This is a genomic window from Sporobacter termitidis DSM 10068 (genome assembly GCF_900130065.1).
Classification (GTDB): domain Bacteria; phylum Bacillota; class Clostridia; order Oscillospirales; family Oscillospiraceae; genus Sporobacter; species Sporobacter termitidis.
Map to the genome: position 1 here is coordinate 111,112 of NZ_FQXV01000013.1, position 22,675 is coordinate 133,786.

The following is a 22,675-nucleotide window of genomic DNA, read 5'->3' on the forward strand; positions in this document are numbered from 1 at the left end:
AGCCGGCGTCAGACGGATGGCCGGAGGCTGTCCGCCACGAGCCGGGGGAGGGCGTCCCTGTTTTGCGCGTCGACGGAGATGAGGGCGACGCTTTGGTGCCGGCGGATTTCATCCACCCAACCGGCGGAGGAGAGCTTGAGGACGCCCAGCACGGGGACGGCGCCCTCCAGCGCGGTGAAAACGGCGCGCTGAAAGCGGGGCGCCCCGTCCTCCAGGTTGCCGCACTCGTCCATGACGATCAGACGCGCGCTTTCCGCGGCCTCCGCGATGTATTGCGTCCCCAGCGTATCGAAGCGCTCCGGGAACGGCTGCGGCGGCAGCGCCTTGGAAAAGCGGGCCACCGTGTTCTCCTCGCCGTACGGGAGCGGCAGGCCGGCCCTGCCGATATACAGCCGCCGGTCGGGGCGGGCGCGGTCGGCGCTGAAATAAGTCCGGAAGCCGCCGTAATCGACGTTCAGGAGAGACAGCGCCTTTTGGATGACGGTGCTTTTCCCGATCTGTATCTCGCCCGTCAGAAAGACATGCTTCATACCAGCCCGCCCTTCAGCTCGAAAATGCCGACGGACTTTTCCCGCGGGATATAGTAGGGGAATTCCGCGCTCTCCGTTTTGACCAGCTTTTGAGCCAAAAACGTATCGATCTCCCCATCGGAGGCATAGGGCGCGTAGGTCCGCTGGAAATGCGCGGCGTCCTCGATTGAGGTAAACGGCTGGCCGAATTCTAGGCGCATGGTCGTCAGCGCATAGGGGATGCCCTTCGTGTCCAGGTATTCCCGCGTGTCACCGTCGGTGTTGCGCGTAAAGCCCCGGCCGCGCTTGGGGAACAGCTCCGTATTCGAGGCCGCGGCCACGACGGCCACCAGCTTTTTGCAGAAGGGGAGGTACCGGTCCAGCTCCCGGCTCCCGAAAAAGCTCATGTAAACGGCGTCCCACGCGCCGGAGAGCGCGTCGCAGTCCTGCAGGAGCGTATGTATATTATCGATGCCGCGCTCTTGCGCCCGTTCGGAAACGGCGGAGAGGGCGGCCTTGTTGATATCCAGACAGTCCACGGCGTCAAAGCGCGGGGCGATCTCAAAGTCGAACAGCGCCAGTCCGCAGCCCAGGTCGCAGAGGGTTTTGCAGTCGGCCACCATCGGCGCGATCGCCTCGGCAAGCTTTTTGAAAAAGCCCGTGTATTTTTCGGAATTCGTATACCAGCGGATCGTGTCCCTGTCCCAGTTAAAGTACATGCGCTGCCCCGTCCTCCTTCAAAGAGACTTTCTGCCCGCTCCTGGACATCCTGGCGTTTTCAGCGCCGGCGGTGATCCTGAGCGCCATTTCCGCATCCTTGACGACGAAGCCCGACAGGTCGCTGATACCGAGCGTCAAAAGGTACGGCGCCATCGTCGTGGCGGGGCCGACAAGGACGACGCGCCGCGCGTTTTTCGACAGCTCCAGAAGCCGGGGGAAGGTTTTGTCCAGCAGGCTCCGGCAGCTGATATAGATGAAGTCCGAGACCGGCAGGATATATTCGCAGGAGGAGAAGGGATACTCGCCCTGCTCCGTGGGCTCCCATTCGATAATAGACAAATCGCAGACCGGCTCAAAAAAGGTCTCCAGATACGGGAAATGGCCCAGAACGGCGACCTTTTTGCCCTTGACGTCGTTTTGAGAGGTGATGAACGGGTCGTTGACCCGGTCCTCCTTGTGCATGACGTCGTGCACCTCGATCCCGTTTGCACGGGCCACGGACGGCGCATTATAATAGGAATTGATGGCGGCGTGGCCGATGGCCGCCTCGGGGAAATTCCAGGATTTTATGAGCGCGGCGACCTCCCTGAGCGGCTTGCCGGTCAGGTCGCCGGACGAAACCGGCAGGCGCGTGTCGTCATCGAGCGTATAGCTGAAGCCCGCGCCCAGCGCGTTGGCGACAATCGTATGCACGCGCCCGCAGACGATCCGATCTGCCGTGAGCTCCTCCGGAATCCCGCCGATGAGCGCGTCGTATATCTCCCACATGTCGTTGCCTCCTTTATAATGTTGCCAGAAGGATATTTATAAGGCGTCAAGCGCGGTGATGCGCGCGCCTGACCGGAGCTGCGTCCTGAGCTTTAACAGCGTGTCGTCTATCTTTTCAATATCGGCCAGCACGCGCTTTTCCTCCGGCGTCGTTTCGATCACCTTAAAGATGCCGCCGTTTTTGATGACGATCCGTTTGCCGGCATTCAGCGCCAGGAGCGGGTCGTGGGTGGCAATGAGGACGATCTTGTCGTTTTTCGTCAGGACCCGGATGGCCTTCTTCCGGTCGATGCCGGCGTTTTCGATCTCATCGATGAGCACCAGCGGCGAGACGCTCATATACGCCGTGTCCGCGATCATCAGCGCGCGGGACTGGCCGCCGGACAGCTGCGTCACCTTCGTATCGCAGGAAAACTGCTCGCCCGCCAGGTTGTTGGCGCACGCCATGCACAGGGCCACGGTTTTATCCACGTCCTCGGAAAACCTGCTGCGGGCGTGCATCTCCAAAAATTCGCGGACAGACATGTCCATGACGAAATTCATATTCTGGGACAGCTGCGCCACCAGCTTGCCGTCCATATCGAAGCGCGTCTCGTCCGGCACCTCCTGGCCGTTGACCAGTACCTGCCGACCGGTGGGCGTGTCGCGCTGGGCAAGGCACTCGATGTCTGCCAGGAGCCTGCTTTTGCCGGAGCCCGTGGGCCCCACCACGGCGGCGACCTCGCCTCTGGCCAGCGTGAGGGTGACATTTTCGGCCTCGCCGGACTTGTTCCGGCCGCCCAGTATCGTCAGCGACGAGACCGACGCCTCCCGCGCCTGCCCCGGCGTGACGGAGAGGAGAAAGCGGCACAGCTGGTACGGGATATCCTCTTTCCGGAGGCCGAATTCATCGGCGACGGTGTCGTCCAGCGCCGCGAGCAGCGCCTCAAGGCGCATTTCCGGCGGTATCTCCCGGACGCGGATGTTGGAGAGAAAGTCGCGGGCCAGGGGGTAGCGCACCAGAATATCCCCAAGGGCCGCCGTCGTTAAAAAATCATACAGCTCCCGTTCCGTCATAGCTCAAAACCCATTTTCTTCAGCGTGCCCATCTGATAGATTTCGCCGATGCGCGTTTCTCCCGTGCAGTAGGAGCATACGGCGGCGGGCGTTGTGAAGCGCAGCTTCAAATCCTTCAGGGTGGTGATATCCTTGGCGTCCCTCAGGTGCTTTGCCAGCATGAACGCGCCCTGGCCGGTGATGCCGTTGACGCTGACGAGCTTGGCCGAGGCGTTGACCTGCCTGATGTTAAAGGCGAAGACCTCCCGCTCGGCCTGAGAGACGATATCGCCCTTCGTCACGGCGACATAGTCGGCCAGCTTGAGCATGGGGCCGATCTTTCTGGGCGTGTTGACGCCGGAGAGATTGTCGATGACGCAGACGGAGGCGATGCCGTTGATGTACGGCGAGCAGCGGTTGCACAGGCCGGCGCTCTCCGTGATCAGCAGCCTGAAGCCGGAGCGCAGCCCCCACTGGACGGCGTCCTCGATATTCCCGACAAAGAAATGGTCGGGGCAGGTTTTGCCGGAATAGCCCGTGACGGTTTTGACGCCGGCCTCCTCGTAGCGGAGGTAATCAAACGACGTCAGACAGTCGAATTTGACGACGCCGACGTCGCTGGGGTCCATGTCCAGGGCTTCTATCAGTTTGAGGATGACGGAGGTTTTGCCGGAGGAGGGCGGGCCTGCAAAGGTGATCAATTTCATAATAAATGCTCCCGATCTGCCGTTCGCGTGAGAAAGAGTGTTGACATTGACGCGATCTTATGTAAAATATATTTGTACTGGTTAAATTTGCTTGGAGATAAGTGGATTTAGTTTGGTCTGTTTTGGTTTGATATTATATTATTATACTAAAATATTAACTCAAAATAAAGCCATTTCAAGCTTCTCGTGGAAAAATGATAGTATCTGCATAAATTTCATTGATTTATACAGATAAAATCCAATATTGGCTCCGAGCTGCAACACCTGTCACAAAGTTCATGGCGGTGCAGCCTGGGCGGCGGCGTTTTTGCCGCGCGCCCGCACGGTTTTGCTGGAAACGGCAGGGCCTTCTGTTTTGAAAAGGAGCAATACATAGGCGGCGCCGGCGTTTCCGGCGCCTGAGTGATTGCTTCCGTTTTCGGGGGCAATTTCGTTTTAAGGGGAAAAGTCATGCGCAAGCTCAGCCTCGCGGGTAAAAACGCGATCATTATACTCGCTCTCGGCATCGTGCTGGTGGTCGCCGTCGTCGTCTCTTTCAATCTCGGCCGGTATCCGATCACGCCGAGGGAGCTCGGCGGCATCCTGCTGTCGAAGGTTTTCCCCATCGAGAAGTTCTGGACGGACACGATGGCGACCGTGCTGTTCAATATCCGCCTCCCGCGCATCCTGCTGGCCTGCCTTGTCGGCTGCTGCCTGTCGGCGGCGGGTGCGTCCTATCAGGGCATTTTTCAAAACCCCATGGCCTCCCCCGACATCCTCGGCGCGTCGGCGGGAGCGGCGTTTGGCGCGGCGTTTGCGATTCTCAATTACGCCTCGCAGACCATGATCACCGTCAGCGCGTTCTTTTTCAGCCTTGTGACGGTGGCGCTCGTCTATCTCGTCAGCCGCAAGGCGAAGGGGTCGAAGGTCCTGGGGCTTATTTTATCGGGCATCATGGTCAGCTCGCTTTTCACGGCGGGCACGTCGTACATAAAGCTGGTGGCCGACCCGTCGGACAGGCTCCCCATGATCACCTACTGGCTCATCGGCAGCCTTGCCGGCGCCACGAAGAAGGACGTGCTTTTCGCCGCCGTCCCGATGGCGGTGGGGCTTGTGCCGCTGTTTCTCCTCCGCTGGCGCGTCAACGTGCTCACCTTTGGTGACGACGAGGCGCGGACCATCGGCATCAACGCCACGAGAATCCGGCTCATCGTCGTCATCTGCGCCACGCTCGTCACCGCCGCCAGCGTCTCCGTCAGCGGCATGATCGGCTGGGTGGGACTTGTGATACCGCATCTGACGCGGCGGCTCGTGGGCAACAATTACCGACACCTCATGCCCGCCACGATGCTGTTCGGGGCGCTTTTCCTGCTGCTCATCGACAACGTCTCGCGCAATCTTTTGACGCTCGAGATTCCCATCGGCATCCTCACCGCCTTTATCGGCGCGCCGTTTTTCATCTACCTCATTACCAGGGAGGCGGGCAGCCGATGAGCGTGACGGTCAATGATCTCAGCTTCAGCTACAAGGAGCGCCGCGTCCTCGCCGACGTGAGCTTTACGGCCCGGACCGGGGAGCTGCTGGCGGTCCTGGGGCCGAACGGGGTGGGGAAGAGCACGCTCTTCCAGTGCATCCTCGGGCTTTTGCCGTATACCGAGGGGGAAATCCTGCTGGACGGCCTGGACGCGAAAAAGCTGGATATCAAAGAAACGGCGCGCCGCGTGGCCTATATCCCCCAGTCCCACGCGCCGGCCTTCAACTTTTCGGTTTTCGACATTATCCTCATGGGCACCAGCGCGCAGATATCCGACGTCAACGTGCCAAAAAAAAGGCAGCTGGAGCTGGCGGAGCAGTCCATGGAGCGCCTGGGCATCACCCATTTGAAGGAGCGGGGCTACCTGCAGATCAGCGGGGGAGAGCGGCAGCTCGTCCTGATCGCGCGGGCGCTGGCGCAGGACGCCAGAATCCTTGTGATGGACGAGCCGACATCGAACCTGGATTACGGCAACCAGCTGCGCATCCTCTCCCAGATCAAGCTGCTCGCCCGCGAGGGCTATACCGTTGTTTTATCCACCCACAGTCCCGACCAGGCCTTTATGTTCGCCGACAGGGTGCTGGCGCTGCAGGGCGGGCGGGTCGTCCGGCACGGCAGGCCCTTTGAGGTCATCACAGACGCGCTCATCAAGGACCTGTACAACGTGGAGGTGGAGATACAAAGCCTGTACGGCGGCAAGGCGCGCATGTGCCTGCCGAAAAGCGTGATCGACACGTGACCCCGGGCAAAAGCCCTTAAAATCAATCTGAAAAGAGGTTATAATATGAAAAAGCTCCTATCCCTTTTGCTGGCATTCGTTTTAGTATTATCGCTCGCCGCCTGCGGCGGCACGGGCACCACATCGGCCCCAACGGATACGTCGCCGTCCGCTTCGGCAGTCTCCTCCGAGCCGACGTCCTCGGCAGACGCGTCGTCCACCGTAAAATTCACCGATTCGGCCGGGCGCGCGGTGGATGTCCCGGCAAAAATCACCCGCATTGCCGCCTCGGGCTCCCTGGCGCAGATCGTGCTGTTCTCGCTGGCGCCCGACATGCTGGTCGGCGTGGCCGGAAAATGGTCGGCCTCCGCTCAGCCGTTCATCGACCAGAAGTATTACGACCTGCCCGTGATCGGCCAGTTCTACGGACAGGGCGACCTCAACCTGGAGGAGGTCGCGAAGCTGGCCCCGCAGATCATCATCGACGTGGGCGAGCCGAAGGACACCATTGCCGAGGACATGGACGGCATCCAGGAGCAGGTCGGCATCCCGACGGTACATATCACCGCCGCCACGGACTCCATGGCCGCCGCCTACAGGACCCTCGGCAGGCTCCTGGGGCTTGAGGACAAGGCCGAGGCGCTGGCGCAGTACTGCGAAACCGTCGACAAGCGGACCCATGAGATCGCCGACGCCATGGGCGACAAAAAGACAAGCCTTGTCTACTGCCTCGGCGACAATGGCCTGAACGTCATCGCCAAGGGCTCTTTTCACGCGGAGGTCGTCGACCTTCTGGCGAACAACGCCGCCGTGGTGGATTCGCCCTCGTCCAAGGGCAGCGGCAACCCCGTCGACATGGAGCAGCTTTTGAACTGGAACCCGGACGTCATCCTCTTCGCGCCCGGCAGCGTATACGACACCGTGGGCAGCGACGCCACCTGGCAGCAGCTTTCCGCCGTCAAGAACGGCAAGTATTACGAGGTGCCGGAAGGCCCCTACAACTGGCTCGGCATGCCGCCGTCCGTCAACAGATACATGGGCATGATCTGGCTGGCCCAGCTGCTCTATCCCGACACGGCCAAATATAACCTCTACGACGAGACGGCGAAATTCTATGACCTGTTCTATCACGCCAAGCTGACTGAGGACCAGTTCAAAACGCTGACGGAGAACGCGCTGGCCAAATAACGGCCCGCCCAAAGCTCTATACACTGCGGCGACGCACTGTACGCCAGACAGGAGATGTCATATGTCAACGGAAGAAAAGAAAGCCCCGTCCAGAAAAGAAGCGCTGGAAGCCATCATGTCGCGCTGGGCTCCGGCGCCGGGAACGGAGACCGTTCCTGTCCCGGAAGCCCTCAACCGCGTCGCGGCGCAGGACATGTTCGCGGAATACACCCTGCCCGTCGTCCGCGCCTCGGCGATGGACGGCATCGGCGTGGCCGCCGCCGCGTTCCAGAAGGGGATACCGGACACGTCCCACTGGAGACCGGGCCGGGAGTACGCGCGCGCCGATACCGGCGACGACTTTGAAGACCGCTTCGACGCCGTGATCCCCGTGGAGTCGGTGACGTTTCTGCCGGACGGCGGCGTCACGATCGCACCGGATACGGCGGTGACGGCGGGGCTGAACGTGCGCCCGGCGGGGAGCAGCGTCAAAAAGGGCGAGCAGATACTGCCCGCGGGCCGACGCCTGCGGCCCTTTGACCTGGCGGCGCTGACGCTTGGCGGCAAGGTGGACGTGGCGGTCGTCAAAAAGCCCGTCGTCGCCTTTATCCCCACCGGCAGCGAGCTCGTGGCCCCGGGCACGCCCCCCGAGCGGGGGCAGAACATCGACTCGAACAGCGTCATGGTGCGCGCCATGCTGGAGGAGATGGGCGCCGAGCCGCGGCTTTTCCCCATCGTACCCGACGATCCCGCCGCCCTGCGCGCCGCGCTGGAAAGGGCGGTGCCGGTATCGGACATTGTCCTCATCTGCGGCGGCTCGTCCAAGGGCGGGGAGGACTTCAACGCCGATATCGTCAGCAGCATGGGCGAGTATATCCTGCATGGCGTGGCCTCCGCGCCGGGCCGGCCCATGTGCGCGGCGATGCTGGCGGGCAAGCCGCTCATCAACGTCCCGGGCCCACCGTTTGCGGCGTATTTCGTTCTGGACTGGTGCGTCTCCGCCCTTGTGGCCCGCTTTCTCGGCGCCGAGCCGCCGGCGCGCAAGACTGTGCGCGCCAGGCTGACGAAGGACGTCGGCCCGACGCCGGGCATGGAGATCCTCCGCCGGCTGGAGGTGCGCCGGAGTGCCGACGGCTTTGAAGCCACCCCCGTCGGCGGGCGCGGCGGCTGCACCTTCCGGACGCTCACCGCCTCGGGGCAGACGGTCACGGACGGCGGCGGCACCGGGCACGCGGCGGGAGACGTCATTGAGGTCGAGTACCTGCGCTAGGACACGACCTGGGCGAGATACTATGAGATGGCGGTTTGCCATTGTGATAATTTATGAAAATATTGAGACGAAATTAGAAGATAAGTCCATAATAAATGTCCGGTGTATAAAATAGATTACCAATATTTACCTAAAAATATATATATGATGCATAAAAAACACGCGCCGCATGGGCGCGTATTTTTATATCCTGAATATTACATGGAAATATATAGGAGAAGATCGTCTTGACAACGGAACAATGAGAATGTATCATACGATTGTTACAACCTGTAACCAATGGTAACCGCGATGTTACTCCAGTGTAGTACTTCTGTAATTCGAGGTGGTATGGTGCGACTGCAATTATATGAACCCAGGTCCGAGCCTCCGGGCACGATTCCGGCTGTCTGCATGCGCTCGTTTTTTGACCGAACCCTTTCGCGGCGGCATAAGACGCACCGCGCCTGGACAATGGCGGCGCTGACGATTTTTCTCACGCTGGCGCTCGTTGTCACGCTTGTCAACACGCAGGCCGGCTTTGCGGTATATTTCAACGGCGAGCAGATCGGCAGCGCGAAGAGTATGAAAGAGGTGACAGCTGTCGTCACCGGCGCCGAGCAGCAGCTCAAAGAAATACTCGGGCACGACTACCCGCTGGACAGCGCCATTTCCGTCTCCGCCGACCTGGGCGCCAGGGCGGACGACACGGAGAACCTGAAGGACGCCATTCTCGACGGCGTCGACGGTGTCTACAAAATGTACGTGCTGGAGGTGGGCGGCAAGGCCGTCGGGGCGACGGAGGACGCAAAGGCGCTCAGCGGCATATTGAACGACATTCTCAGCGAGTACACAACGCCGCAGACCACGGACGTCAGATTTACCGACACGCTGGCGATGCAGACCGAGTATGTCAGCGGCGACGCGGTAAAAGACCCGGCGGCGATCAAAGCGCTGCTGGAGCCCGGCAATACGGCCTCGGCGTACAGGCTCACGGTGGAAAGCACCGAGGTGACCCAACGCATGGAGACCGTGCCGTACGATACCGAAAAGGTGGACGACGCGACGCTGTACAAGGGGGACAGCGCCGTCAGAACGGAAGGCGCCGACGGCGAAAACTTCATCACCGAGAAAACGGTGTGCATAAACGGTACTGCCAGGTCCAGGGAAGTTGTCAGCACGGTCCAGACAAAGGCGCCCGTCACCGAGGTGGTGGCCGTCGGCACGGCGCCGCGGCCGAAGACGGCCTCCTACGGGAGCTATATCTGGCCCACGGAAGGCGTCATCACCTCCGGCTTCGGCCCCCGCACGGGCTTTGGCTCCGCCAATCACCAGGGTATCGACATCGGGGGCTCCTACGGCGAGAGTATCGTCGCCGCCGACGGCGGCGAGGTGACCAAGGCCGGCTGGTATTCCGGCTACGGGCTCCTGGTGCAGATCAAGCACGACAACGGGGACGTCACCTATTACGGGCACTGCAGCGAGATCATCGTCAAGGAGGGCGACCGCGTATACCGCGGACAGGTCATCGCCCACATGGGTGCCACCGGCGAGGCCAACGGCGTCCACTGCCACTTTGAAATCCGCAAGGACGGCATACCCGTCAATCCGGTCAAATATTTGCCGTAAGATTATGAAAAACGGCGTCGCCGGGCTTTTTTAAACAATCTGGGGGCTGCTTTACGTCGGTAAGGCAGCCCCCTTCGAAATATGTTTACTGTTTAATTGACGCTGTATTCAGGCTGGAGATTGCGCGGCGGGGTTAAAAGCCGAGATTTAAACCGCCGGTCAGTTTTGACATATTTTCGTTCATGGTGGTATCGGCCATGCGCATGGCCTCGTTGACGGCGGCCGTCACCATGTCGCACAGCATTTCCACATCCTCCGGGTCGACGGCGGCCGGATCGATTTTTAAGGAGACGAGCTCATGCTTCCCGTTGACAACCGCGGAGACAACGCCGCCGCCGGATGTGGCCGTGTAGGTCTTTTCCTCCAGCTCGGCCTGCATTTTCATCATGTCCGCCTGCATTTTCTGGGCCTGCTTGATCATATTCATGTTCATTCCGCCGCCGAAGCCGCCGCCGTGAAATCCGCCTTTTGCCAAAGTGGTCACTCCTTGCTTTATTATTCAAACTTAACGTTGGAAAACCGTTTTAACGCGTCCAGCTTGCCGCTTTCACCGCCGGCGCTGCCGCCGCCGGTGACGACGCGGACAACCGCCGGAGCCTTGAGGACCACCTCCGCGGCCTCCTTCACCGCCGCGGTCACCGGCGGGGCATTGATGATTTTTGCGTAAAAATCGCTTTTGACCCTTATTATGACCTGATTGCCGTCAAACTGCACGTCGGCAATGGCCGGATCGCTCAGATACGCGGACGTGGGGATGTCGATTTTCTTCTCCAGCAGCTGCAGGATACTGCGCCAGGCGTTGCCGTCCGCGGGGACCGGCGCCGGGCCCGGCACGGGTTCCTCTGTGGGGGCCGGAACGGCCTCCGGCACATTTTCGGCCTTCGGAGCGCCGGAAATCTCCGCCTTCTTGTCAGCGGCCTCGGCCGCGGGGCTGCTTTCGGGGGGCGCGTACTTTACAGGCTGAGCGGCCGCGTCGTTTCTCACGGGCGGCATAGGCGGACAGGAGGCGCCGCCGGCCGGGAGGACCGGTGCCGTAACGCCGCCCGGGTCCTGGCAAAGCCGCATCAGACAGAGCTCGGCGGAAAGCCGCCCGCCGCCGCCCTTTGAAATATCCAGCATCGTCTCCCGCAGGATGTCCGCCATCCCCAGCAGCTGCGGCGCGGTGAACTGTTTCCGAAAGCCATCCAGGACGGCCGGTTCAAAGCTGCCGGACAAGAGGCCGTCTCCGCCGCCCGGCATCAGGGAGGTTACCAGAATATCCCGGACGAGGTTCATCAGCGCCTCGATGACGGAAGCCATGACCTTGCCGGCCATATACAGCTTGTCCAGCACGGTCAGCGCGCCGGCAACGTCGCGCCCTGCCACCGCCGCCAAAAGGCCGGCGATCTCGTCGCTGTCCGCAAGGCCGATGGCGGAAACGACCCGGCCGTAATCGATGACGTCGGCGGAGGCGCACTGGTCCAGAAGCGACAGGGCATCCCGCAGCGAGCCGTCCGACAGGCGGGAGAGCAGCGCCGCGGCGTCCTCCGCAAGGGTCAGGCCCTCCTGACCGGCGACGTATCGGAGCCTTTCGGCGATTTTCTCCGGGAGGATGCGTTTAAACGTAAAACGCTGACAGCGCGACAAAATCGTGGCAGGGACCTTATAGATTTCGGTCGTCGCCAGGATAAAAATCAGGTGCTCCGGCGGCTCCTCGAGAATTTTTAAAAGTGCGTTGAACGCCGAGATGGACAGCATGTGCACCTCGTCGATGATGTAGACCCGCTTTTTCACGTCCACGGGGGTGAAAACGGCCTCTTCCCGCAGCGCCCGGACATTGTCCACGCCATTGTTCGACGCGGCGTCCAGCTCCATGACGTCCAGGATGCTGCCGTTTTCTATGCCGAGGCAGGAGGGGCATTTGTTGCAGGGGTTGCCGTCCTGCGGGTTTTGGCAGTTGACCGCCTTGGCCAGAATTTTGGCGCACGTCGTCTTGCCGGTGCCGCGGGTGCCCACAAAAAGATAGGCGTGGGACAGCCGCCCCCCGACCACCTGGTTTTTAAGCGTCAGGGAGACGTGCTCCTGGCCGACAATGTCGTCAAAGGTCTTGGGGCGCCATTTTCTGTATAATGCCTGATACATATTCGGACGTCCCTCCAAATCCTTGGCGTATTGAGAATGATTGCCAATAAAAATGCTTATAATGACACGCGGCGTAAGGCAAGACCGCACACCGGCCTTTGAAAGTGTGATATGTCCGTAACAACGGCAGCCGGCTCAGAACCGGTGGCCTCGCGGCACACGCAAATTTTCGCTTAATGCTGCTCGGTTCCCCGCCTGACATGATTCACGAATTTACGTTGCGCGAGACCGGCTCGTCAACGCTGCTTACCGGGTTCAGACGACACATCACAAATCCGGGGGCCGGGATTCATCCCTGCTGTAGCGGGTTGCAGGCGACAGGGCACCGCTGACTCCCCGACTAGTGCGGCCTTGCCCCGCGCCGCGTCTGATGCGGGGAAAGTGCTTTTTATTATACTACGACTCGGCAGTTTTATCAATATGATAAATTCCTGCCTATAAACCAAGAAAATGCCTGAATGCGGCAGAGCGCCGGCATACAAACATTCATCCCAAACACCGTATTCAGTTTTTTATGTAATGCCGGATGGCCAGAGGCCTCCGGCGTATTTATTTATATTGAGAACGATGGCCCGTTATCCTCAGTCAATGAACGTGAAGCCGCCGAAGCAGAAAATGATAACAAGAATGATAACCAACCACACGCAGTTTCTGCCGCCAAAAAAGTCACCCATTGTTGAATCCCTCCAATATGATATGACCCGTGTTTGGGTTCAGTCTATATTATTCGATGCCGGGGTTAATGTTCCTCTATTTATTGTAATTGTTTTTTACTGTTAGCAGAATGTGAAACCGCCGAAGCAGAAGATGATCACCAGAATGATAATCAGCCACACGCAGTTTCTGCCGCCAAAAAATTCACCCATTTTTTGAATCCTCCTATGATCGACCCATGTTTGGGTCCATTTCATATTATTCGATGATGGGGCTAATGTTCCTTAAATTATCGTAAATATTTTACCGTTAAGCGCAGCATGAGAAGCCGCCGAAGCAGAAGATGATCACCAAAATGATGACCAGCCAAACGCAGTTCTCACCAAAAAAACCGCCGCAGCCCATTCGTTATTCCTCCTAAACTAATATGGCCCGTATCTGGGTTCACTTCATATTATTCAGGAGTCTGGCAGCGGGTTACAGCCCCATGATTTTCTGGCAGAAATTCAGGACGATTTGCGCGACCTGCGCCCTGGAGGCCGTGCTTTGCGGCGCCAGCCTGCCGTCGGCGCCGTTTATGAGGCCGGCGCCGGTGGCCCACTTCATAGCGTCGGCGGCATAATCGGAGACGCTGCCCTTATCCGGGAATCCGTCGTAAGCGCCGGTACCGGCGGGCGTCGTGCCGTAGCCGGCAAAAGCGGCGTACCGGCAGATGATCGCCGCCATCTGCTCGCGGGTAATCGCGTCGTCCGGGTGGAATTTGCCGTCGCTGTAGCCGGTCACGATGCTTTTGGCGTTGGCCCAGATGACGGCGTTATAATAATACTGCGTCGTGTCGGCCGCGTCGGCGAATACCGAGGCGCCGGAAACGGCGGGCTTGCCGGCGAGCCTGTGGAGGACGGTGACGAACATGCCGCGCGTCATGGAGGTCTCCGGCGAAAACGTGATCTGCGAGGTGCCGGTGAACAGGCTCTTGCCGGTGACGTAGCTCACCGCGCTGAAATACCAGTCCCCGCTCCCAACGTCCAGAAACGGCAGGGAGCTGGCGATAACCGAGCCGGTGGTGGTGTAGTAACCGTCGACCTGGGCGACGGCGGCCGCCGTGGCGGTGAAGACCGCCGTCGTGTCCTCGGCGCAGAAATACTTCTGGCTGAGCGCCAGCGCCGCGCCGGATTTGACCTCGGCGCCCGTTGAAATGTTGATCACGGTGCCGCTCTTCACGGTCACCGAGGCCGCGCCGGAGGTCAGCATAAGGGTGCTGCCGGTGACGAGCGTGGCCGTCGCGCCCGCGGGGAGGCTGATCGGCGTGAAGGCGGCGGCAAGCTTGTAGCCGCTCAGGCCGCCGAGCTGGGCCAGATAGCCGTCGTAAGCCGACTTCAGCGTTTTGCCCGCGTCGTCATACAGGCCGCCGATGGCGTTTGCCGCAAGAGTCTTGGCTTCGCTTTCCGTGGCGGGAAGGAACGTGTTGTTGATATAGCTCAGAGAGATGAGCGGGTCGGCCGACGAGCCGGGCGCGGCGCCGTATGCCGTCGTCATAAAGAGAAGCAGCATAAATACGAGCGCGCCCGCAACAAACCTTTTCATATCTGCCCTCCTCATGAATTTCTCATAATTGGTTAAACTTAGACAATATTCATCTTAGCATGATCAGGATATAATATCAACCGGGACGTGTTGACAAAAAATACCCGCTGGTATAGATTAAGTTCAGGATTATATCTTATAAAATAAATCAAGATTGTGACGACTGGAGAGCTTTTTAATGACAGCAAGACGCGTTTACGCAGACAACGCGGGGACGACCGCGCTTTCGAAAACGGCGCTCGATGCGATGATGCCGTACCTGACGGAGAGCTACGGCAATCCGTCGGCCATATACAGTCTCGGCAGAGAGGCCAAAAAGGCCCTCGAAGGCGCCCGGGTCAAGGTCGCCGCGGCCATTGGGGCGCTGCCGGAGGAAATCTATTTTACGGGCAGCGGCACCGAGGCCGACAACTGGGCCATCCGCGGCGCCGCCGAGAAGGGGAGCAAGAAGGGGAAGCACATCATCACCTCCGCCATCGAGCACCACGCCGTTTCCCATACCCTCGAATATCTGAAGAAGCAGGGCTTTGAGATCACCATGCTGCCGGTGGACAACCTGGGCAGGGTGTCGCCGGACGACCTCAAAAACGCCATCCGGGACGACACGATCCTGATCACCATCATGATGGCCAACAACGAGATCGGCGCGATCCAGCCGGTGACCGAGCTGGGCCGGCTTGCCCGGGAAAAGGGCGTTCCGTTCCATACCGACGCCGTCCAGGCCGCCGGGCATATCCCTATCGACGTCAAGGCGATGAACATCGACATGATGTCGATCGCCGGTCACAAATTCAGGGGGCCGAAGGGCGTCGGCGCGCTCTATATCAAAAAGGGCAATTACATCCCGCCGCTGCTGTACGGCGGGGGCCAGGAGAGCAAGCGGCGCTCCTCCACGGAGAACGTGGCCGGCATCGTCGGGCTGGCGGCCGCGCTGGAAGAGGCCACGGCAAATATGGCCGAAAATATGAAAAGGGTCTCCGCCATGCGGGACAGGCTCATTGCCGAGCTTCTGAAAATCCCGTTTTCACGCCTCACCGGCGACCCGGTGAACAGGCTCCCGGGCACGGCGTCCTTTGTCTTTGAATGCGTCGAAGGAGAGGCCATGATCCTGACGCTGGACAACGCCGGCATCTGCGCTTCCTCCGGCTCGGCCTGTTCCTCCGCGTCCCTGGACCCGTCCCACGTTCTGCTGGCCATCGGGCTGGCCCATGAGGTGGCCCACGGCTCCGTCCGGCTGTCGATCAGCGAATGCACCACGGACGAGGATATTGATTACATCATCGCCACGCTGCCGCCTATCGTCGAAAAGCTCAGAGCGATGTCACCCCTCTGGGAGGACAGAATGAATGGGAAATTTTAATGAGACCCAGCAAAAAATACTGAAATTAAAAAAAGAAAAAAACGCGCTCATCCTGGCCCACTTTTATGTGCCGCTGGAGGTCCAGGATATTGCCGATATCGTCGGCGATTCCTTTGAGATGGCAAAGCGGGCCAAGGAGGCCGAGGAGGACCTGATCGTCATCTGCGGCGTCCGGTTCATGGGCGAGGGCGCCAAGATCCTGTCGCCCGACAAGAAGGTCCTGGTGCCGGCCATTGACGCCGGCTGCCCGATGGCGGATATGGTCACGGTGGAGGACGTCCTCCGGCTCAAGGCCGAGCACCCCGACGCGGCCGTCATGGCCTACGTCAATTCCTCCGCGGCGGTCAAGTCTGTGGCGGATATCTGCTGCACGTCGTCGTCCGCCGTAAGGATCGCCAAATCGCAGGACGCGGACGAGATCATTTTCGTGCCCGACATGCATCTGGCCGAGTATACGGCCGGCAAGGTGCCGGAAAAGAAGTTTATCCTGCATACGGGCTTTTGCCCGACGCATCACCGCATCACCGAGGCGGATATTCTCGCCGCGAAAAAAGCGCACCCCGACGCGAAAATCGCCGTACACCCCGAGTGCCGGGCCGACGTGGTGAAGCACGCCGACTTCATCGGCAGTACCGCGGAGATTCTCCGCTTTTCCCGAGAAACGGACGCCAGGGAGTTTATCATCGGCACCGAGATGGAGATCGCCGCGCGGCTCCAGCGGGAGGTGCCGGAAAAGAAGTTCTACTCGGTCACCTCGGCGTTCGTCTGCCCGAACATGAAGAAAAATACGCTCCAGGCCGTTTTGAACTGCCTGGAAAACGAGGAATATGAGATCAGGCTCGACGAGGCGGAGGCCGCCGCGGCCCGCCGGAGCCTGGAGCGCATGGTATCCTGCTGAGCCCACCCACCCGCCCGATAGAGGTATAGGGGCTGCGCCCCTATGACCCTGCTGATGGGGCTCCGCCCCAAACCCCTGCGGGTCTGTGCCCCGGGCCCCTGCGGGGGCTGTGCCCCGGGCCCCTGCGGGGGCTGCGTCCCGGACCCTTGCGGGGGCTGCGCCCCGGAACCCGATTCGGACGGCCGATGGCCGTCCCTGCAGTGATTCTCAACCGCCCGCAGCGTGTCATTCCCGACTGCCCGCAACGTTGTCATTCCCGCGAAGGCGGGAATCCACGTTTCCCCGTCCCCAAGGCACCCTTTTCAAGGGAGCAGTCGGCGCAGCCGACTGCGGAGTACTTTCCGTACCCGCAATTCCAATCAAACCGCAAGAGCCCCGTCCGTGGGGTATACATTAAAATAAAGCTTATATAGCAGTGCGCTCAATGCACATAGGAGGTTCGTATGTACTCAGAAAAAGTAATGGAGCATTTCTCAAATCCGCGGAATGTGGGCGAGCTCGAAGACGCCAACGCCGTCGGTCAGGTGGGCAACCCGAAGTGCGGGGATATCATGAAGATCTATATGAAGATCGAGGACGACGTCATCCAGGACATTAAGTTTAAGACGTTTGGCTGCGGAGCCGCCATCGCCACGTCCTCCATGGCAACCGAGCTTGTAAAAGGCAAGACCATCGAGGAAGCCCTGAAGCTGACGAACTCCGCCGTGGCCGAAGCGCTGGACGGCCTGCCGCCCGCGAAGCTCCACTGCTCCGTGCTCGCCGAAGAGGGCATCAAGTCCGCCCTTGCCGACTACTACAGGCGCCAGGGCATTGATCCCGAGCCGATCATCGGCTGCCCGTGCGACTGCGACGCCTGCCATAAGTAACATTGTATATTTGCAGCCAGCCGGCCCGCACCGATGCGGGCCGGTTTTTTGCCGGCGCGCGGGGGTATCCACAAATTCCTTTGTATTGAAAATATTGTCATAGAATATTGCTTTCCGGATATAACAGTGCTAACATGAGCTTGCTGAAACGCACTCGATTAAACAGGAAAAACAGATGCTCTTATGAAACGCCATTCGATTAAAATCATACTGCTCTCGCTTTTGTTTTTTATGTCCTTTCTGTTTTACAGGCTCATCAACTGGATGCGCGTCACCTTTGCCGGGGTGACGCTGGAAAAAATAGTTTTCGAGCTTCGCGTGCCGCTGGAGGGGACGAGCAAATCGACCATATGGTCCGCGATCAGCTACTGTGTCTGCCCGGCCCTCGGTTTGACGCTGCTGCTGGCGGTGCTGCTGCTCCTGTGCGACAGGGCGAGGAAAAAAAGATTTTTGAATGTCCGGTTCGGAAGCGGCTTTTCAAAGGCGGTAAAGGTCTGGCCGCTTCCTTATACAAAGGCTGCGAGTCTGCTTTTGTCTCTTACGTTTTTGTCCGTCGGCATCCTCCAGGCCAACAGAAATTTCGAGCTTTTCGGCTACATTGACGCCCAAGTCATAATGTCGCCCTTTATCGAGGACAACTATATCGGCCCGGAGAAAGCAAACCTGACGTTCCCGGACAAAAAGCGCAATTTGATCTATATCTACCTGGAATCCATGGAGAGCACCTATGCCGACACCGCCTCCGGCGGCGCGTTTCCGGAAAACTATATTCCGGAATTAACGGACCTGGCTTCCCAATATATCAACTTTTCAAATACGGACCGGCTGGGCGGCGCGCTCCCCGTCAGCGGCACGCAGTGGACAATGGGGGCGATGTTTGCCACCAGTACCGGGCTGCCGATCAATCTGCCGCTGGTCGGCGGCTCGATAGCGCAGCAGTTTTTCCCGGGAGCAACCGGCATCGGCACGATATTGGAGAATAACGGATATCATAACGTCCTTTTTATAGGGTCCGACGCCACCTTTGGCGGACGCAGGTTATTTTTTACGCAGCACGGCAATTACGAGATATGCGATTATGACGACGCAAAGGCGAAGGGCCTCATCCCGGAGGATTATTACGTATGGTGGGGTTATGAGGACGAAAAGCTCTTTTCCTTTGCCAAGGATAAGCTCACGGAGCTTGGCAAAAGCAGTCAGCCGTTCAACTTTACCATGCTGACGGCGGACACCCACGAGTTTGCCGGCTATGTCTGCCGGCTCTGCGGCGATAGGTTCGGCACGCAATATGCCAATGTCATCGCCTGTTCCTCAAAGCAGGTGTTTGACTTCGTCCGTTGGATACAGCGGCAGAATTTTTATAAGAATACGACCATCGTCATAACCGGGGATCACCTGACGATGGACAGTACGCTGACGGCCGGCGTGCCGCCGGAGAAACGCAGCGTGTATAACTGCTTTATCAACGCCGCGCCGGCAATCAGCCGGGAAAAAACAAAGAACCGCCAGTTCAGCGCGCTGGACCTGTTTCCCACTGTCCTGGCCGGCCTGGGCGTCAGGATCGAAGGAGACCAGCTTGGCCTGGGCGTCAATCTCTTTTCCGGAAAGCAGACGCTGTATGAAAAATACGGCCCGGACCTTTCCAGAGAATTAAGCCTGAAATCGGCATTTTATAACAGGACATTTATTCACGCAAAGTAGCCCTGCAGGAGCGCGCCCCTGGCGCGCCCCGGCGCTGTCAAACCCCCGCGACCGGCTGGATCGGTCACGGGGGTTTTGTGTTGGGCCCGGCATACGCCCTGTCACGCGCGGCAGGATGGCGGAATAGAATAAACAGAAATACCTCGGTCGGCGCTGCGTTGTCATGTACATAAACGTCCCATCTCCTAATATCGGCGCCATGGTAGCTTCATGAATGTGTTTTCTTCTGCACGAACGCCATGAAAACGCATCATCCTGCGCTGATGTAAGCGATGGGAATCGTCTTTATAAGGAGGAAATCAAATGAAATTTGCAGTTATCGGAGGAGATATGCGTCAGGCGAAGCTGGCTGAGCTGCTGGCCACCGACGGCCATTCGGTTTCGACCTTTGCGATTGATAAAATCCGCCTCGAGGGCAGCGTTGTACAAAAAACGCTGATCAGAGAGGCTGTGGATGACGCGGCGTGTGTCGTCATGCCGCTCCCGGTGACGTCCCGGGAGGGAATGCTGAACGCGCCCTTGAGCGGCGGGCTGTATACGACGCGGGAGGTGCTCAGCGCCCTGCGGCCGGAGCAGGTCCTCTGCGCGGGGAGAATCGACGAGGCGACGCGGGAGCTGGCCGGATCGATGGGCATCACCCTCATAGATTATCTTGAGCGCGAGGAGCTCGCCGTGGCCAATGCCGTCGCCGCGGCGGAAGGCGCCATCCAGCTGATCATGGAAGAGACGCCCATCACCGTTTGTCATTCAAACTGCCTCGTGATCGGCTTCGGCCGCATCGGCAAAATCCTGAGCCACCGGCTGCGCGGCCTCGGGGCGCATGTAACGGCCACGGCGCGCTCCTGGGCGGACCTGGCGTGGATCAAGGCCTACGGCTACGAGGCGGAGGAAACGTATAACATCGACGCGTCGCTGTCCCGATATGACGTCGTCATCAATACGGTGCCGGCGCGCGTCCTGGGCGAAAGCAGGCTCATGAAGCTGCGGCGCGGCTGCCTGTGCCTGGATCTGGCCTCCAAGCCGGGCGGATTGGACTTCACCGCCGCGTCAAAGCTCGGCGTCAAGGCCGTCTGGGCCCTGAGCCTCCCCGGGGAGGTCGCGCCTGTCACCTCCGGCGCCATCATCAGGGACACAATTTATAATATTCTGAATGAAAAGGGCATTGCGCTATGATTGAGAAGAGTGTCGGTTATGCCTTCTGCGGTTCTTACTGCACGTTTGACAAAGCCATAGAATCACTGGAGAAAATATGCGGAATATATAAAAGCGTGACGCCGATCATGTCGGAAAACGCTTATAAGACGGACAGCCGCTTCGGCCCGGCCCAGGGCTTTATCGACAAGATCGAGGCCCTCTGCGGGAAAAAGATCGTCAGCACGATCCCGGAGTCCGAGCCCTTCGGCCCAAAAGCGCTGCTGGACCTGCTGATTATTGCCCCCTGCACCGGCAATACCATCGCAAAGCTGGCCGGAGGGATCACGGATACGAGCGTGACGATGGCGGCCAAGGCCCACCTGCGGAACGGCCGGCCCGTGCTCATCGCCGTCTCGACAAACGACGGCCTGTCGGGCAACGCTTCCAACGTGGGGCTTTTGCTCAACAGGAAAAACTACTTTTTCGTCCCGTTTTATCAGGACGACCCGGTAAAGAAGCCGACCTCCATCACGGCCGACTTCGACCTGCTCCCCGCCGCGGCAGAGGCCGCCCTTCAGGGCGTCCAGCTGCAGCCCATGCTGCTGAGCTCCCGGTAAAGTTTCCGCGAAGTTTGCAAAAAGCTAAGGAGCAGAAAAATCTGCTCCTTTTTAATAACCGATGAAATTGTAAAGGCTATATGCCGCTGCCGTAGTTGTTGAATTCGCCGGCGCCAAATGCTTCGTCCCCGATGGTATCGATGTTGTAGGGCGTCGTCTGGTAGACGTAGTAGTTGAGCCAGTTGGTGTATAGAAGCTGGGCGTGGGCGCGCCAGGTGACCATGGGCGGCCGGGTCGGATCGTCGTTTGGAAAGTAGTTTTTCGGGACCTCGATCTCCAGGCCCTTTTTAACGTCGCGGGCGTACTCCAGCGCCAGCGTGTCGGCGTCATACTCAGGGTGGCCGGTGATAAAGAAGCGGCGGTTGTCCTCCGATTTGAGGGCGAAGACGCCGGCCTCCCCGGAGACCGACATCAGCTCCAGGCCATGGACCTTCAGGATGTCCTCCTCCAGAACGCCGGTGTATCTGGAGTGGGGGACGCTGAACGTATCGTCAAAACCGCGGAAGAAGGGCGACTGCGGCTTTAATACATTGTGGCTGAACACGCCCGACAGCTTTTTCGGCAGCTGGACCTTATTGATGCCGTAATGGTAATAGAGCCCCGCCTGGGCGCCCCAGCAGATGTGCAGCGTCGAGTGGACGTTGTGGGACGTCCATGCCATGATGTCGCAGAGCTCCGGCCAGTAGTCGACGTCGCTGAAGTCGAGGTTTTCCACAGGGGCTCCGGTGATGATCATGCCGTCGTAATGCTTGTGCTTTATTTTGTCAAAGGCGGTGTAAAAGGAGGCCAGATGCTCCGTGTTGACGTTCTTGGCCTCGTGGCTGATCGTCTGCAGGAACTCGACCTCAATCTGGAGGGGCGTGTTCGAGAGCTTCCGCAAAAGCTGCGTCTCGGTGATGATCTTCGTCGGCATCAGGTTGAGTATCAGAAGCTTCAGAGGACGGATATCCTGGTGCATGGCCCGGTATTCCGTCATCACGAAGATATTTTCATTTTCAAGTATGTCTTTGGCCGGCAGCGAATCCGCAATTTTGATCGGCATGTCTCTTCTCCTTCATTTATTTAAAAATGTATCAATCGTATACATATCGTTTCGATCAGCGCTCATAATAAAGATAATTATAGGGGATGTTGATTCGAAAAGCAAGAAGACGCCGCCCGCGGGAGCTCTGCGATAAAAAGGATAAAAAAGAGTCGAAAAGGGTATTGACAGTGCAGGGACGCGGTGTTAATATAACGGAGCGTCTTCAAGAGAGGATGCGGGGAGCCGGAGCGGCGGACAAGTTGAGGATAAATTGTTAAGAGATTGCAATTTAAGGCTTGACAAGGGATGCCGGGTATGGTATTCTTAAAGTCCGCCGGCAAACGGCGCGTGTACCTTGTAAATTAAACAATGTAAGAAAAGAACGCACCAGACACATCGAAAGATGTGCCAGTGAAAAGGGACCTTAAGTTGGGCAGCGGCGTTGTCAGCGACCGTGAGCCTAACTATAAAAAACTTTGAGAAGCTGAGATTCAGCGATCAAGAATGTGACGATTTTAAATGCTCGAAAGAGTAGTTAAGATACCATATTATTGAGAGTTTGATCCTGGCTCAGGACGAACGCTGGCGGCGTGCCTAACACATGCAAGTCGAACGGAGACAATTGGTTCGCTGATTGTCTTAGTGGCGGACGGGTGAGTAACGCGTGAGCAATCTGCCCTTCGGAGGGGGACAACAGCTGG

At 58.9% G+C, this 22,675-nt stretch carries 20 protein-coding genes, 1 rRNA gene, 1 other RNA gene and 1 riboswitch; of the genes, 12 read left to right on the plus strand and 10 right to left on the minus strand.

Annotated features, from left to right (window positions below; genetic code table 11):
* Positions 1–8: 8 nt before the first annotated feature.
* Genes BUB60_RS16045 through BUB60_RS16065 form a run of 5 tightly spaced genes read right to left on the minus strand, consistent with a single transcriptional unit; the run spans position 9 to position 3,739 of the window.
* Entirely contained in the window at positions 9–530 is a 522-nt protein-coding gene (locus tag BUB60_RS16045) for a nucleoside-triphosphatase (protein WP_073081170.1), read from the minus strand.
* Positions 527–1,228 (minus strand): class I SAM-dependent methyltransferase, encoded by a 702-nt coding sequence (locus BUB60_RS16050; RefSeq protein WP_073081174.1) that lies wholly within the window; start codon positions 1,226–1,228, stop codon positions 527–529. Before BUB60_RS16050 ends, BUB60_RS16045 begins: the two co-directional genes overlap by 4 nt.
* Complete coding sequence (locus tag BUB60_RS16055; RefSeq protein WP_073081177.1) at positions 1,218–1,997, minus strand: Rossmann-like domain-containing protein; 780 nt, start codon at positions 1,995–1,997, stop codon at positions 1,218–1,220. The genes BUB60_RS16050 and BUB60_RS16055 overlap by 11 nt, the downstream gene beginning before the upstream one ends.
* Positions 1,998–2,033: 36 nt before the next feature.
* Positions 2,034–3,053, minus strand: coding sequence for an ATP-binding cassette domain-containing protein (locus tag BUB60_RS16060; RefSeq protein ID WP_073081180.1), 1,020 nt, complete (start codon positions 3,051–3,053; stop codon positions 2,034–2,036).
* Complete coding sequence (locus BUB60_RS16065) at positions 3,050–3,739, minus strand: GTP-binding protein (protein WP_073081183.1); 690 nt, start codon at positions 3,737–3,739, stop codon at positions 3,050–3,052. The genes BUB60_RS16060 and BUB60_RS16065 overlap by 4 nt, the downstream gene beginning before the upstream one ends.
* A gap of 236 nt (positions 3,740–3,975) precedes the next feature.
* Positions 3,976–4,122: riboswitch (molybdenum cofactor riboswitch) on the plus strand.
* Between the two features lie 67 nt (positions 4,123–4,189).
* Between BUB60_RS16065 and BUB60_RS16070 the strand changes: the two genes are divergently transcribed.
* The 5 genes from BUB60_RS16070 (at position 4,190) to BUB60_RS16090 (ending at position 10,015) form a co-directional block, all read left to right on the plus strand.
* Positions 4,190–5,212, plus strand: coding sequence for a FecCD family ABC transporter permease (locus BUB60_RS16070; RefSeq protein ID WP_073081187.1), 1,023 nt, complete (start codon positions 4,190–4,192; stop codon positions 5,210–5,212).
* Entirely contained in the window at positions 5,209–5,991 is a 783-nt protein-coding gene (locus tag BUB60_RS16075; protein ID WP_073081190.1) for an ABC transporter ATP-binding protein, read from the plus strand. The genes BUB60_RS16070 and BUB60_RS16075 overlap by 4 nt, the downstream gene beginning before the upstream one ends.
* A 45-nt stretch (positions 5,992–6,036) precedes the next feature.
* Positions 6,037–7,158 (plus strand): ABC transporter substrate-binding protein, encoded by a 1,122-nt coding sequence (locus BUB60_RS16080; protein ID WP_073081193.1) that lies wholly within the window; start codon positions 6,037–6,039, stop codon positions 7,156–7,158.
* 61 nt (positions 7,159–7,219) lie between these two features.
* Entirely contained in the window at positions 7,220–8,407 is a 1,188-nt protein-coding gene (locus tag BUB60_RS16085) for a molybdopterin molybdotransferase MoeA (protein WP_073081197.1), read from the plus strand.
* A gap of 330 nt (positions 8,408–8,737) precedes the next feature.
* Positions 8,738–10,015 (plus strand): M23 family metallopeptidase, encoded by a 1,278-nt coding sequence (locus tag BUB60_RS16090; protein ID WP_207650776.1) that lies wholly within the window; start codon positions 8,738–8,740, stop codon positions 10,013–10,015.
* A gap of 133 nt (positions 10,016–10,148) precedes the next feature.
* Here BUB60_RS16090 and BUB60_RS16095 read toward each other — a convergent pair whose 3' ends face one another.
* The 4 genes from BUB60_RS16095 to BUB60_RS16110 all read right to left on the minus strand — a co-directional run bounded on the left by BUB60_RS16095 (position 10,149) and on the right by BUB60_RS16110 (position 14,374).
* Entirely contained in the window at positions 10,149–10,490 is a 342-nt protein-coding gene (locus BUB60_RS16095) for a YbaB/EbfC family nucleoid-associated protein (RefSeq protein ID WP_073081202.1), read from the minus strand.
* A 20-nt stretch (positions 10,491–10,510) separates the two neighbouring features.
* Positions 10,511–12,136: a DNA polymerase III subunit gamma/tau gene (gene dnaX / locus BUB60_RS16100; protein WP_073081204.1), complete on the minus strand. Its 1,626-nt coding sequence runs from the start codon at positions 12,134–12,136 to the stop codon at positions 10,511–10,513.
* 84 nt (positions 12,137–12,220) lie between these two features.
* Positions 12,221–12,485: signal recognition particle sRNA large type (gene ffs / locus BUB60_RS16105), an RNA gene on the minus strand.
* Between the two features lie 782 nt (positions 12,486–13,267).
* The gene (locus tag BUB60_RS16110) at positions 13,268–14,374 is read right to left on the minus strand and encodes an S-layer homology domain-containing protein (protein ID WP_073081206.1); all 1,107 of its coding nucleotides are present in this window, start codon (positions 14,372–14,374) and stop codon (positions 13,268–13,270) included.
* A 178-nt stretch (positions 14,375–14,552) separates the two neighbouring features.
* On the opposite strand from BUB60_RS16110, the gene nifS reads away from it, so the two are divergent.
* The 6 genes from nifS to BUB60_RS16140 all read left to right on the plus strand — a co-directional run bounded on the left by nifS (position 14,553) and on the right by BUB60_RS16140 (position 20,950).
* Positions 14,553–15,734, plus strand: coding sequence for a cysteine desulfurase NifS (gene nifS, locus BUB60_RS16115; protein ID WP_073081208.1), 1,182 nt, complete (start codon positions 14,553–14,555; stop codon positions 15,732–15,734).
* The gene (gene nadA / locus BUB60_RS16120; protein ID WP_073081210.1) at positions 15,721–16,632 is read left to right on the plus strand and encodes a quinolinate synthase NadA; all 912 of its coding nucleotides are present in this window, start codon (positions 15,721–15,723) and stop codon (positions 16,630–16,632) included. The genes nifS and nadA overlap by 14 nt, the downstream gene beginning before the upstream one ends.
* Positions 16,633–17,075: 443 nt before the next feature.
* A complete protein-coding gene (nifU, locus tag BUB60_RS16125) occupies positions 17,076–17,498 on the plus strand; it encodes a Fe-S cluster assembly scaffold protein NifU (protein ID WP_073081212.1) in 423 nt (140 codons plus the stop codon).
* 183 nt (positions 17,499–17,681) lie between these two features.
* Complete coding sequence (locus BUB60_RS16130) at positions 17,682–19,199, plus strand: LTA synthase family protein (RefSeq protein WP_073081214.1); 1,518 nt, start codon at positions 17,682–17,684, stop codon at positions 19,197–19,199.
* 303 nt (positions 19,200–19,502) lie between these two features.
* On the plus strand, positions 19,503–20,372 hold the full coding sequence (dpsA, locus tag BUB60_RS16135) for a dipicolinate synthase subunit DpsA (protein ID WP_073081216.1): 870 nt from the start codon (positions 19,503–19,505) through the stop codon (positions 20,370–20,372).
* Positions 20,369–20,950, plus strand: a complete 582-nt coding sequence (locus BUB60_RS16140; RefSeq protein ID WP_073081219.1) for a dipicolinate synthase subunit B — start codon at positions 20,369–20,371, stop codon at positions 20,948–20,950. Before dpsA ends, BUB60_RS16140 begins: the two co-directional genes overlap by 4 nt.
* A 76-nt stretch (positions 20,951–21,026) precedes the next feature.
* Here the strand turns inward: BUB60_RS16140 and metA are convergent, their stop codons facing one another.
* Positions 21,027–21,992 carry a homoserine O-acetyltransferase MetA gene (metA, locus tag BUB60_RS16145; protein ID WP_073081235.1) on the minus strand — a complete coding sequence of 322 codons (966 nt, stop codon included), beginning with the start codon at positions 21,990–21,992 and terminating at the stop codon, positions 21,027–21,029.
* 529 nt (positions 21,993–22,521) lie between these two features.
* Here metA and BUB60_RS16150 point away from each other — a divergent pair.
* Positions 22,522–22,675 (plus strand): 16S ribosomal RNA (locus BUB60_RS16150); the annotation flags it as partial.